The sequence below is a fragment of the Nesterenkonia sphaerica genome (assembly GCF_005771565.1).
Classification (GTDB): Bacteria; Actinomycetota; Actinomycetes; order Actinomycetales; family Micrococcaceae; genus Nesterenkonia; species Nesterenkonia sphaerica.
Window position 1 is genome coordinate 218,394 of sequence record NZ_VAWA01000001.1, and the last position, 12,651, is coordinate 231,044.

Annotated in this window: 12 protein-coding genes; 10 read left to right on the top strand and 2 right to left on the bottom strand. The window is 63.7% G+C overall.

Features of this window, described 5'->3' with window-relative positions; all coding sequences use genetic code 11:
* Nucleotide 1: 1 nt before the first annotated feature.
* Nucleotides 2-589, bottom strand: a complete 588-nt coding sequence (locus tag FEF27_RS01040; RefSeq protein ID WP_243728887.1) for a MarR family winged helix-turn-helix transcriptional regulator — start codon at nucleotides 587-589, stop codon at nucleotides 2-4.
* Between the two features lie 181 nt (nucleotides 590-770).
* On the opposite strand from FEF27_RS01040, the gene FEF27_RS01045 reads away from it, so the two are divergent.
* Both FEF27_RS01045 and FEF27_RS01050 read left to right on the top strand, forming a co-directional pair.
* Complete coding sequence (locus FEF27_RS01045; protein WP_138168961.1) at nucleotides 771-1,067, top strand: hypothetical protein; 297 nt, start codon at nucleotides 771-773, stop codon at nucleotides 1,065-1,067.
* A 32-nt stretch (nucleotides 1,068-1,099) separates the two neighbouring features.
* Nucleotides 1,100-1,285, top strand: coding sequence for a hypothetical protein (locus tag FEF27_RS01050; protein WP_138168962.1), 186 nt, complete (start codon nucleotides 1,100-1,102; stop codon nucleotides 1,283-1,285).
* Between the two features lie 69 nt (nucleotides 1,286-1,354).
* Here FEF27_RS01050 and FEF27_RS01055 read toward each other — a convergent pair whose 3' ends face one another.
* Nucleotides 1,355-2,746 carry an NAD-dependent succinate-semialdehyde dehydrogenase gene (locus FEF27_RS01055; RefSeq protein WP_138168963.1) on the bottom strand — a complete coding sequence of 464 codons (1,392 nt, stop codon included), beginning with the start codon at nucleotides 2,744-2,746 and terminating at the stop codon, nucleotides 1,355-1,357.
* A gap of 152 nt (nucleotides 2,747-2,898) precedes the next feature.
* On the opposite strand from FEF27_RS01055, the gene FEF27_RS01060 reads away from it, so the two are divergent.
* From FEF27_RS01060 to FEF27_RS01095, 8 genes are all read left to right on the top strand, one after another.
* A complete protein-coding gene (locus tag FEF27_RS01060) occupies nucleotides 2,899-3,834 on the top strand; it encodes an aldo/keto reductase (RefSeq protein WP_138168964.1) in 936 nt (311 codons plus the stop codon).
* 311 nt (nucleotides 3,835-4,145) lie between these two features.
* On the top strand, nucleotides 4,146-5,105 hold the full coding sequence (locus tag FEF27_RS01065) for a sugar phosphate isomerase/epimerase family protein (RefSeq protein ID WP_138168965.1): 960 nt from the start codon (nucleotides 4,146-4,148) through the stop codon (nucleotides 5,103-5,105).
* A gap of 10 nt (nucleotides 5,106-5,115) precedes the next feature.
* A complete protein-coding gene (gene iolC, locus FEF27_RS01070; RefSeq protein ID WP_138168966.1) occupies nucleotides 5,116-6,141 on the top strand; it encodes a 5-dehydro-2-deoxygluconokinase in 1,026 nt (341 codons plus the stop codon).
* A complete protein-coding gene (locus FEF27_RS01075; protein ID WP_138168967.1) occupies nucleotides 6,138-7,070 on the top strand; it encodes a Cgl0159 family (beta/alpha)8-fold protein in 933 nt (310 codons plus the stop codon). The genes iolC and FEF27_RS01075 overlap by 4 nt, the downstream gene beginning before the upstream one ends.
* Complete coding sequence (iolD, locus tag FEF27_RS01080) at nucleotides 7,070-9,061, top strand: 3D-(3,5/4)-trihydroxycyclohexane-1,2-dione acylhydrolase (decyclizing) (RefSeq protein ID WP_138168968.1); 1,992 nt, start codon at nucleotides 7,070-7,072, stop codon at nucleotides 9,059-9,061. The genes FEF27_RS01075 and iolD overlap by 1 nt, the downstream gene beginning before the upstream one ends.
* The gene (locus tag FEF27_RS01085) at nucleotides 9,061-10,563 is read left to right on the top strand and encodes a CoA-acylating methylmalonate-semialdehyde dehydrogenase (RefSeq protein WP_138168969.1); all 1,503 of its coding nucleotides are present in this window, start codon (nucleotides 9,061-9,063) and stop codon (nucleotides 10,561-10,563) included. Before iolD ends, FEF27_RS01085 begins: the two co-directional genes overlap by 1 nt.
* A 99-nt stretch (nucleotides 10,564-10,662) precedes the next feature.
* A complete protein-coding gene (locus tag FEF27_RS01090) occupies nucleotides 10,663-11,679 on the top strand; it encodes a Gfo/Idh/MocA family protein (protein WP_138168970.1) in 1,017 nt (338 codons plus the stop codon).
* A 30-nt stretch (nucleotides 11,680-11,709) separates the two neighbouring features.
* Nucleotides 11,710-12,609 (top strand): sugar phosphate isomerase/epimerase family protein, encoded by a 900-nt coding sequence (locus FEF27_RS01095; RefSeq protein WP_138169059.1) that lies wholly within the window; start codon nucleotides 11,710-11,712, stop codon nucleotides 12,607-12,609.
* Nucleotides 12,610-12,651: the final 42 nt, after the last annotated feature.

Consider the following 12,651-nt stretch of genomic DNA (forward strand, 5'->3'; position numbering starts at 1 on the left):
GTTACGGTTCGGGGTGGTGGCAAACACTTCGAATCAGTCCCCGGAGGAACTTGGCGGCGCCAGCCCGTTCCTCCTCGGTCAGTGATTCGGTTTCGCGGATCATCCTGCTATACAGCTCGCTCAGGGTGGCTTTGACCTCCCGATCGGTGTTTTCGAGAACTTCAAGCCCGACCGAGCGCCTGTCCTCAGGATGCGGAGTCCGGCGGATGTAGCCTTCCCTGCTGAGTCGGTCCACGAGGGAGCTGGCAGAAGCCGGTGCCATGTTCAGCGCCCGTGCCAGATCACGTTGTCGGCACACTCGGCCCACTGAGCGCTGGCGCAACAGAAAACGCAGGGCGACTAAGTCAGTTTCGCCCATCCCCATGTGCTGGCTGGTGCGCACACGCATCGCCTTCTCTGCCTCACGGTATTCCCGGAGCAGGTTCAGCAGCTCCACAGAAGTGAGGGAGTCGGGGTTTGGGGGGTACCAGTACCCGCTGCCCTGGTGGGCGTCTTCGGTGGCGCCCGGTGTGGCGACGGTGTCGAATACGTCCTCGGGCATTTCCTGTTCGGGCCGGCCCAGCGGGTGCGGCAGTTCGGGTGGGTTCAATTTCGCACTCACCTCCTCGGCAGAAAAGCCGCGTTCACCCTAACATTTTGCATCAGTTGAATGAACTGTTATAGCGTCTAACTATACGAAAGTTGTACGTTTCTGGTGATCCTGTTTCCTAGGCCCTCAGTTGAGACGCATTTTCAAGCGGAACGCATAGAAGTTACTTCAGGAGCACAGGGTGAACAACCAGAGCACATCAGAGGATGTGGCATTAGCCGCAGGTCAATACGATCAGGTCGCCAAAGCTGCTTCAGCAGGCATCATGTCTCACCGGTTGGTCGAAGACGCCGTGGTCGAAATTTCAGGCATGCCAGGCTCCCTCACGATCCGGCTCCGGTGCACCCTGCTGTCCCAGGAGGATTCGACCTGCGTGATCAGCCACATCTCTGAGCAGCTGCTCCCCGATGTTGAGAAAATTCTGGGAGAACCGTTCGCCACCCATGACCTCAGCTTCACAGTCGCTGACCGCTCATAGGCCATCACACAGACAGCGAGGTCACCATGGACATGGCACTCATCCACACCATCAACGCTTTTCTCTGGCCGCTGTTGGTGGCCGGGAGCCTGCTCGTGGTGTGGAGAATCTCGGCCAGCATCCGTACGCGCCGGGGAGCACCCCGGAGCACAATGGGGGACAGTGACCTCCTCGACCTCCCCCCGGCGGCGCCCGGGGAAGAGGCACCCAAGGGTTGATCACTTCCTACCCGTGGAGGTGCCAGCGGGCCTGCCGCAGGCGGGGGTCCGCCCGCGGCGAACCACCGCTCAGCGGGTCAGAGGGTGGGTCCTGACCCGGACTAAGCGTTCGTTGGTGAACTCCCGCAGCGCCCACTGAGCATTCTCCCTGCCATATCCGGAGTTGTTGATCCCGCCGAACGGGAATTCCGGGCTGGAATCCATATGCGTGTTGACCAACGTCATCCCGGCGTTGATCCGCTCTGCCAATTGCTGCCCTTGCTCAGCGTCGGTGGTCCACACCGAGGCCATTAGCCCGTATTGGGTCCTGTTGGCGATCCTCACGGCGTCGTCCTCGTCCTGGGCCCGGAAGACCATGACGGCGGGGCCGAACAGTTCGTGGCAGCCCAGGTCACTGTCGAGGTCGATGTCACTGAGCAGCGCCGGGGACATGAACCAGCCGTCCCGGTCCAGCTTCTGGCCACCGGTGTGCAGTGTGGCACCCTCATCGACAGCCTGCTGGATGCGTGCCACCACCTCATCGCGGGCACCCTCGGAGGACAAGGGTCCCATGTCGGTCTCCGGATGGTCATACTCTCCGACCTTCACCGCAGTCACCGCGTTCTTGGCGGCCTCCAGGAACTCGTCGTAGAGGTGATCGAGCACAATGAAGCGTTTCGGCGAGGTGCAGACCTGACCGGCGTTGGCAGTCCGCAGGGTGACCAGCTTCTTGGCCAGGGCGGCGACGTCGTCAGTGTCCACCACAATGGCCGGATCATTGCCCCCGAGCTCCAGGACGGACTTCTTCAGGTACTTTGCGGCTAGCCCAGCCACGGAGGCTCCTGCGATCTCGGACCCGGTCAGCGAGACTCCCTTGACGCGGAAGTCCTGCAGCACCGCTTCGGCATCGCTGCTGTTGAGGTAGACGTTGGTGTACACACCCCGCGGCAGGCCCGCCTCCTCCAGAATCTCCTGGAACTTCTGTGACGATTCCGGGCAGATGGCTGCCTGCTTCATCAGGATGGTGTTGCCCACCATGAGGTTGGGCATGGTGAAGCGGGCAATCTGATTGTAGGGAAAGTTCCACGGCATGATACCCAGCAGCACGCCCAGCGGATCATGCTTCACATAGGTCCGGTCAGCCCCCTGCGCCTCCGGCAGCTCGGTGGGTTTCAGGAACTCTCCGGCGTTCTTGGCGAACCACCGGGCGGTGAAGGCGACCTTCTTCACCTCGGATTTCCCCTGCTTCAGAGGCTTGCCCATCTCCCGGCCTATGATGTGGGCCAGTTCCTCGGCGCGGGATTCGAAGAGGTCGGCGGCCCGGCTGAGCACCGCGGCGCGCTCTTCCACCGGGGTCGCCCGCCACAGCTGGAACGCCTCATCGGCGGTCTGGACCACCTCGGGGATCTGCTCCACCTTCAGCGAGTCGAAGGTCTTTTCCACCTCACCGGTGTTCGGGTTCGTCACTGCGAATGTGCTCATACAGCCATTGAAGTCCCCATGGCCGCCGCACGTCGAGCAATTTCGGTAACAGCTGAGAACGCGTCCGTGCCCGCCGCGTTGGTGGAGCGCACCGTAGGGTGAGCAGCAGAACAGAAATCTCGTCCCCACTGGATTCAGCAAAGGATGCCCCTATGCGTCATGTCCCCCTTGGCCCCGCCGGCCCGCAGGTGTCCAATATCGTCGCCGGAATGATGCGAATCGGTGACAAGTCCGACCAGCAGATCCGCCAGCTCTACCGCACCGCGCGAGCAGCAGGCGTCGATGTTTTTGATCACGCTGACATCTACGGCGGTCAGCGGCACCTGTGCGAGGAGCGGTTCGGCCAGGCGTTGCAGCTCAGCACCACCGAGCGTGCGGAGCTGACCTTGCAGACCAAGACCGGGGTCATCACCGGGGACCCGTACTATGACTCCTCCTATGAGCACATTGTCGCCTCAGTGGAAAACTCCCTGCGCGCGCTCGCCACTGACTATGTGGACGTCCTGATCATTCACCGCCCCGATGCCCTGGTGGAACCCGAGGAGGTTGCCCGCGCCTTCGACCACCTGGAGGCCAGCGGCAAGGTCCGCGCCTTCGGGGTCTCCAATCACACCCCTCGGCAGATCGATCTGCTCAAGACTGCGGTGCAGCAGCCCTTGGTGGTCAACCAGGTTCAACTGTCGCTGACGCACTCCAGCCTCATAGCCCAGGGCATTGCGGCCAATATCCAGGACCGTCCGGGTGCGGTGACGCTCAACGGCGGCGGACTGATCGATTACTGCCGCATCCACCAGATGACCCTTCAAGCGTGGTCACCGTTCCAGAAGGGGACCGGAGCCGGAGTCTTCCTCGGCGCCGCCGAGTATCCTGAGCTCAACGCGGCGCTGGAACGTCTGGCCCGGACCTATGGAGTGACGCCGCTGGCAGTGGCCACCGCGTGGATCACCCGGCACCCGGCAGGCATGCAGGTCATTCTGGGAACGACGACGCCGCAGCGACTCACCGACGCCTCCGCCGGCTCAGATCTGCCGCTGAGCAGACAGGAGTGGTACGGCTTGTTCCGAGCCGCAGGCCACCACGTGCCCTGACGCGCAGCACCGTTAGAGCTGCGGGTCAGAAGCTATTAGAAAGCCTACGACCGGAATGATGCTCTCCGCTGTTACGGCGGAAGGTGTACACGAGCTTTGTCACTTCGCTCTTCACGTTCAGCCCGGCGGTCTGTGTGACATGACTGATTGTGTGAGGAGGCATTCCGCGAAGCTTGCTGCCGTCCACCCCCACTGCCTGACTGATTGTCTTGACAATAGGACATCTCAGAGGGGAGAGTGGTATCCGACACATTCTTGACGGTACCGCCCGCCCGCGTGGCAGCCGGTTGAGCCCTCAAAGGAGGAACTCCATGTCAGTGGAAGCTACACACACTCCCGCGCACGCACAGGATGGCACCCCCCATCCTTTGCTGATCGGCACTGCCCCCGACTCCTGGGGTGTGTGGTTCCCGGATGACCCGAAGCAGACTCCGTGGCAGCGCTTCCTGGACGAGGCCGCAGAGGCGGGCTACCACTACGTCGAACTGGGTCCCTACGGATACCTGCCGACTGACCCGGCCCGCTTGCGCGATGAGCTGGCCGCACGTGACCTGCAAGTCAGCGCCGGCACCATCTTCACCGGATTTCACCGCACTGACCCGGTGGAGCGGGACGCCGTGTGGGCCCAGGTTCACCGGGTGGCGGAACTCACCGCAGCAGTCGGTGGAGAGCACATGGTGGTGATCCCCGCGATGTGGCGCGATGACGTCACCGGTGAGGCGGTGGAGAATGAGGAGCTCAACCCGGAGGAATGGGCGACCCTACTGGCCGGCCACAATGAGCTGGGCCAGGTGCTGCATGAGAAGTACGGGCTGCGCCAGCAGTTCCACTCCCACGCAGACGCCCACATCTGCAACCAGACACAGATCACCCGCTTCCTGGAGGGCACCGACCCCGACCTGGTGACCCTGTGCCTGGACACCGGTCACGCCGAATACGGTGGCGCCTCCTCGGTGGAGATCATCCGCAACTACCCGGACCGGGTGGGCTACCTGCACCTGAAGCAGATCGACCCCCAAGTGATGGAGGTGGTCCGCCGGGACAACCTGACGTGGGCGGAGGCAAACAAGGCCGGGGTCATGGTCGAACCGCCCGCCGGGCTTCCCGACCTGGCCGAGGTCATCGACGAGCTTGAGCAGCTGAATCGCAGCTTCTACTGCATTGTGGAGCAGGATATGTACCCGGTCAGCTCATTCGAGGTCCCCCTCCCGATCGCCGCCCGTACCCGCCGCTACCTGTGCGGCTGCGGCTCCCGCACCCGAATCCGCTAAGGAGAGACTGATGAGCTACGACGTCATCACCACCGGCCGCATCAGTGTGGACATCTACCCCAATGACATCGGCGTGGGCCTGGCCGAGGTCCAATCATTCGGCAAGTACCTGGGCGGATCACCCTCCAATGTGGCTGTCGCCGCCGCACGTCACGGACGGCGGACCGCCGTCATCACCCGCACCGGCAATGACCCCTTCGGTGATTTCCTGCGCTCCGAACTGCGCCGCTACGGCGTCGACCCCCGGTGGGCGACCGGGGTGCCCGGCCTGCAGACCCCGGTGACGTTCTGCGCCATTCAGCCTCCAGAAGACTTCCCCCTCTACTTTTATGGGCGCAGCCCCAGCGCCCCGGACTGGGAAATTCAGGCCGCGGAGGTTGACTACGACGCCGTCCGCGCCACCTCGATCTTCTGGTCCACCGTGACTGGTATGGTCCGGGAGAATTCCCGCGAGGCGCAGCTGGCCATGCACCAGGCCCGGCCTCGCCAGGACCTTGCGCCGGGCCAGCACACCATCTTGGACTTGGACTACCGGCCGATGTTCTGGGACTCCAAAGCCGCAGCCCGAGAGCAGGTGGAAAGACTGCTGCCCTACATTACGGTGGCGGTGGGCAACTCTGAGGAATGCTCGGTGGCTGTCGGTGAGGGAACACCGGATGAGCAGGCAGACCGTCTGCTCGAAGCCGGGGTCAAGCTTGCCATCGTCAAGCTGGGCTCCTCCGGAGTTATGGCCGCCACCGCCGAGGAGCGGGTGGTCTCGGCGCCGCTGCCGGTCCAGACGGTCAATGGTCTGGGGGCGGGGGACTCCTTCGGCGGGGCGCTCTGCCACGGGCTGCTGGCCGGCTGGCCGCTGAAGAATGTGCTGGACTTCGCCAATGCCGCCGGTGCCTACGTGGCTGGGGAGATCGCCTGCTCGGAAGCCATGCCCACCACCACGCAGCTGATGGACATGCTCAGAGACCGCGGCCGTGAGGTGCCCCACCAGGCGCCTGCTGCAGCATCCGCCACCGCCCCAGGGTTGGGAGAGAGTCGATGACTTTGGACTCCCTCACCTTCGCTGAGCCCGGCGACGACAACCCCGCCCGCTATGAGCCCCTGACCCGCATCCGGCTGGAGGACCCGGGCGCAGTGCTGCGGGCAGCGCGCGCCCGGCGCCAGCACCCCGGCCGGGTCTATGGCCGGCAGAACTTCATCATCGCCGCAGACCACCCGGCCCGCGGGGCGCTCGCCGTGAAGGGGGATTCTCATGCGATGGCGGACCGGCGGTCGCTGCTGGACCGGCTGCGGGTCGCGCTGGCGAACCCCAAGGTGGACGGAGTCCTGGCCTCCCCCGATGTGCTCGAGGACTTACTGCTGCTCGGGGCCTTGGAGGGCAAGATGATCTTCGGTTCCATGAACCGCGGGGGCCTGCCCGGGTTGGTCAATGAGATCGACGATCGCTTCACTGGCCACACTGCCAGTGCGCTCGCTGAGCTCGGAGCCGACGGGGGCAAGATGCTCACCCGCATCGCCTTCGACTCGGAGCACACCACCTCCATCCTCGAGTCCACCGCCCGGGCGGTGGACTCACTTCACGCACACGATCTGATTGCCATGGTGGAGCCGTTCATCGCCACTACCAGCGGCGAGCGCGTCAGCAACGTGCTCAGCACGGAGGCGGTGGTGCAGTCGGTGGCCATCGCGCAGGGCCTGGGTGCCCGCTCGGCGCGTACCTGGATGAAACTGCCAGTGGTGGAGGACATGGAGCGAGTCATGGCGGCCACCACACTGCCCACTGTGCTGCTCGGCGGCGAACCCAACGGTAAAACGGATGAGGTGCTGGAGTCGTGGCGCAGCGCACTGGCGCTGCCTGGAGTACAGGGCCTGACCGTCGGGCGCACCCTGCTGTATCCCGACGACGGCGACGTCGCCGCTGCGGTCGAGACCGCCGCATCCCTGCTCCGTGACGAGACTAAGGAGAACTGATGAGCACACGCACTCTCAGCGTCGCGCAGGCGACTGTTGAATTCCTCGCCAACCAATGGACGGTCGACGTCGTCGACGGTGAACGCACTGAGGTGCGCACCATTCCGGGAATGCACGGGATTTTCGGCCACGGCAACCTCGCGGGTGTGGGTCAGGCACTGAAGCAGGCCCAGGTGAAGGCGCCCGGACTCATGCCCTACCACCAAGGGCGCAATGAGCAGGGGCTTGTTCACCAGGCGGTGGGCTACGCCCGTCACACCAGGCGCCGGCAGACTTTTGGGGTGACCGCCTCCATCGGCCCAGGGTCCACCAACATGGCCACCGGTGCGGCTCTGGCCACCACCAACCGGCTTCCGGCTCTGCTGCTGGCCTCTGACGAGTTCGCCACCAGGGCCCCGGACCCGGTGTTGCAGCAGCTGGAGCTCCCGCATGGCCATGACATCACCTGCGCGGACCTGTTCCGGCCGATCAGCCGGTACTTTGACCGCGTGCAGCGGCCTGAGCAGCTCTTCTCAGCCCTGCTGAACGGAATGCGGGTGCTGATGGACCCCGCAGAGACTGGCGCGGTAACCATCTCGCTGCCGCAGGATGTCCAAGCCGAACGCATCGAGGTCCCGGAGGCGTTTCTGGCGCGCCGGGAGTGGCGGATCCGCCGGCCCGATCCGGAGGATGTGGACATCGCTGCTGCGATCGAGGTCATCCGGGATGCTCAGCAGCCGCTGATCATCGCAGGCGGCGGCGTGCACTACGCCTTCGCCACGGAGAAGCTGCAGGCCCTGGCCGAGGCCACCGGAATCCCGGTGGCCTACACCCAGGCAGGTGTGGGGACCCTGAACTGGGACCACGAGCTGTGCCTGGGGGCGATCGGTTCCACCGGTTCCACCGCCTCGAACGCCTACGCCAAGGATGCCGATGTTGTGATCGGCCTGGGCACCCGGTATGAGGACTTCACCACTGCCTCCATGACCGCCTTCCAGCACCCCGGTGTGCGCTTCGTCAATGTCAATATCACCGGAATGGACGCCTATAAAGTCGGTGCCTCAGTGCAGATCGTCGCCGATGCGGGCAAGACCATCCCGGCGCTCCAGGCCAGCCTCACCAGTGTGGGCTACCGGACTCCGGCTGCGGCGGCGGAGCTGGTGCGCACCGAACGCGCACGCTGGCACGCCAGTGTGGATGAGGCTTTCAGCGTCCGCAACCAGCCGCTGCCAGCCCAAACAGAGATCATCGGTGCGGTCAACCAGGCCATGGATGACCAGGACGTCGTGGTCTGCGCGGCAGGATCCTTGCCCGGAGACCTCCACAAACTCTGGCGGGTCAAAGACTCCCACGGCTACCACGTCGAATACGCCTTCTCCTGCATGGGGTACGAGATCGCCGGCGGACTCGGTCTCAAGCGTGCAACCCAAGATGAGGCGGCAGCAGCCGGGCGGGACCCCCAGGATGGCCGCGACGTCGTCGTCATGGTCGGTGACGGCTCCTACCTGATGATGCATACCGAACTGGTCACCGCAGTCGCCGAGCGGATCAAACTAGTGGTGGTGCTGCTGCAGAATCACGGCTTCGCCTCGATTGGCGCCCTTTCCGAGTCCCTAGGATCCCAGCGCTTCGGCACCAAGTACCGGTACCTGGAAGAACAGACCCACAACTTCGAACAAGGCGAACCGCTGCCGGTGGACATTGCCGCCAATGCCGAGTCTCTCGGCGTCACCGTGCTGCGCGTGGAACCGGGCGCAGATGCCATCGACCGGCTGGCGGATGCAGTCGCCGAAGCCAAAGCACGTCCGGAGGGCTCGGGTCCGGTGCTGATCCACATCAATTCTGACCTGTATCTGGACGCTCCCGACTCTGAGTCCTGGTGGGACGTCCCGGTCGCTGAAGTCTCGGACCTGGAGTCCACCCAAACCGCCTACACCACCTACCAAGAACACAAATCCCGGCAACGCCTGCTCCTTGGCCCCGCCGAAGACCACGTGGAAGGAAACCTCTGATGACCACCACAGCTATCACTCACTGGATCAACGGCCGGGCCGAGGCCGGGCACGGTGAACGCCGCCAAGACGTCTACAACCCGGCCACCGGAGCTGTCAGCGGCAGCCTCCACCTGGCTGACGAGCAGGACCTGCAGCACACTCTGGAAGCTGCCCGCGCCGCCGCCGACACCTGGGCGGAGGTCTCGCTGTCCAAGCGTATGGCTGTGCTGTTCAAGTTCCGTGAGCTGGTGCACGCCCACACGGACGAACTTGCCGCCATCATCACCGCCGAGCACGGAAAGGTGCTCTCCGACGCGGCCGGAGAGGTCGGCCGCGGTCTGGAAGTGGTGGAGTTCGCCTGCGCCCTTCCGCAGACCTTGAAGGGTGAATTCACCGACCAGACGGCCTCCGGAATTGACGTGTTCTCCTTCCGGCAGCCGCTGGGCGTGGTCGCGGGAATTACCCCGTTCAACTTCCCCGTCATGGTTCCGCTGTGGATGGCGCCATTGGCCATCGCCACCGGCAATGCCTTTGTGCTCAAGCCTTCGGAGCGCGACCCCTCAGCATCGCTGCTGCTTGCCCAGCTGTGGAAAGAGGCCGGGTTGCCCGACGGTGTTTTCCAGGTGCTCCACGGGGATAAGGACACCGTCAATGGGCTGCTCACACATGAGCTGGTGGACGCGATCTCCTTTGTCGGCTCCACCCCGATCGCCCGACATGTCTACGAGACCGGCACCCGGCACGGCAAACGGGTCCAGGCCCTCGGTGGGGCGAAGAACCACGCCGTGGTGATGCCTGATGCGGACCTGGACCTGGCAGCTGATCACCTCTCCGCGGCGGCCTTCGGGTCCGCCGGTGAGCGCTGCATGGCCATCTCCGTGGCTGTTGCCGTGGGCGACGCCGCTGAAGAGCTGGTTGCCCGGGTCGGGGATCGCGCTCGCGCTATCACCGTGGGTGATGGCACCTCTGACGGTGTGGATATGGGTCCGCTGATCACTCCGGCCTCGCAGGACCGCGTCCGGCGCATTGTGACCGAGGCGCAGCAGGACGGTGCCGCAGTGGTGGTGGACGGCCGCGATCTGGTGGTCGAAGGTCATGAAGACGGGTTCTTCGTAGGCCCCACAGTGCTGGACCAGGTCAAAGACACTATGACCGCCTACGAGGAGGAGATCTTCGGCCCGGTCCTGGCAGTGGTGCGGGTCGAGACTCTTGAGGAGGCTATCCGGGTGATCAACGCGAACCCCTATGGTAATGGCACCGCGATCTTCACCGGCTCCGGCAATGCGGCACGAACCTTCCAGCGCCGGGTCACAGTGGGCATGATCGGTGTCAATGTGCCGGTTCCGGTGCCCGCGGCCCAGCACTCCTTCGGCGGCTGGAAGGATTCCCTGTTCGGCGACCACCACATCTACGGCCCTGACGGGGTGCGTTTCTACACCCGCGGCAAGGTTGTCACCCAGCGCTGGCCCGCCCAGAACGATGAATCCGGCGCGTCGATGAACTTCCCTACCAACGCCTGACCAATGGACAGGTAGTCCTAATGTCTGGACAAAGCGTGTGATGTGACCTACAGTGAGTAGCGTCACCATCGACCCCATCAAGCCTGAACCAGGAGCATCATGTCGACCCAAAATCTTCACGTAGCCGTTGTAGGCGCCGGGCTAATGGGAGCCGATCACGTACAGCGTCTTGCTCGCCGCACCGCTGGTGCGACCGTCAGTGCGGTGGTGGACATAGACCAGGAGCGGGCCCAGGCAGCCGCCGACATGGCGTCTCCTGCCCGCACTTTCTCCAGCGTGGAAGATCTGATCAAGGCCGGGGCCGCCGAGGCGGTCGTTCTGGCCACTCCAGGTTTTCTGCACGAAGAGGCGTTGCTTCAGCTTATCGACGCAGGCATCCCGGTCATGTGCGAAAAGCCTCTGACTCCCGGCCCCGAGTCCTCGCTGCGGGTCGTGGAAGCTGAAGTTGCTGCTGGGCAGCGCTTAGTGCAGGTCGGGTTTATGCGCCGCTTCGACGCCGGGTACCGGCAGCTGAAGAACATTATTGATGCCGGCACTTACGGGGAGCTTCTGATGCTGCACCATCAGCACCGCAACGCCTCCGTGCCGGAAACGTTCACCAATGAGATGGTCATCCATGACTCAGTGGTCCACGAATTCGACGCCGTACGGTTCTTCTCCGGCGAAGAGATCTCCAACGTCGCGGTACGGACGGGCCGGCATACCTCGAAAGGCACGGAGCTAGTCCGCGACCCACAATTGGTCACCATACAGACCTCGTCAGGGCTGTTGGCGACTGTGGAGATCTTTGTCAATGCGAAGCTGGGGTATCAGGTGCTGACCCAAGCAGTGTTTGAGGAAGGCGTGGTCAAGATCGGCGAATCAGCCGGACCCACAGTCATTGCCGAGTCACGTACCGGCTCCGCAATCGACCAGACATATCACACGCGGTTCGTTGAGGCTTACGACGAGGAAATCCAGCAATGGGTCAACTCCGTCGCCACCGGGGTGCCGGTAGGGCCTTCCGCGTGGGACGGGTACGCGACCGCAGCGGTATGCGGTGCAGGAGTCTCCGCCCAGCAATCTGGGGAGATCACCTCTGTGGACATGGCGCACAAGCCCGCCCTCTATGCCTGACGACTCCATCGCTGGCTACCAGGAGAGATGATGAAATTTACTTTTGACCCCGTCCCGTTCCATCACACGCATTCACTATTGGAGTTTCCGAAGGTTGCTGCTGAGCTGGGCTTCGAGTGGATTCAGATGACCCCGCACGCTGATTTCATCCCGTTCTTCCGTCATCCGACGGTCGACGACGATCTGTTGCGTTCCTTCGGTAAGGCCTGTAAGAACGCGGGGGTCGGGATATCGTCCATCCTGCCCGTCCAACGGTGGTCCTCCCCGGATGAGAGTGAGCGCGAAGCGGCAGTCCGCAACTGGAAGCGCGCCATTCAGATCGCGGTCGATCTTGGGGTGGAGCAAATGAATACCGAGTTCTCCGGCCGACCGGAGAGACCGGAACAGTCGGCAGCCTCCTTCTACCGCTCTATGGAGGAGTTGGTGCCGCTTATTGAGCGGGAAGGGATCAATGTGGCCATTGATCCGCACCCAGACGACTTTGTGGAACGGGGAGTCGACGCTTGGCGGGTGATCCGGGGCGTGAACTCACCGAACCTGAGCTTCGTCTACGTCGGTGCTCATTCATTTCACATGGAAGACCCCATGAATGAAATTCTCGACCAGGTCGGCCAGCGGCTGCGCGTAGTGCACGTCGCTGACACATTTGACCACCGCCGCTCCGGCGGCCTGCGGTACATCACGAACCCGCCTGAAACCACGGCCCGGGTGCATCAGCACCTGAAGATCGGTGACGGAGACGTGGATTGGGAGAACTTCTTCGCTGAACTTCAGCGCAATGGTTTCCTCGATCGCGAGGACTCCGTCATGGTCACCTGCGTCTTCGCCGAGAACGAAAACCACGAAGCGGTCACCAAATACCAATTGGATCAGATGCGGACTTGGACCGAGGCTGCGCGGCGTGGGGCCTCTGGGGCCACACAATCCTGAACGCAACCCTGACCACTCCCGGAGTGATTGAGGAGTACCCCT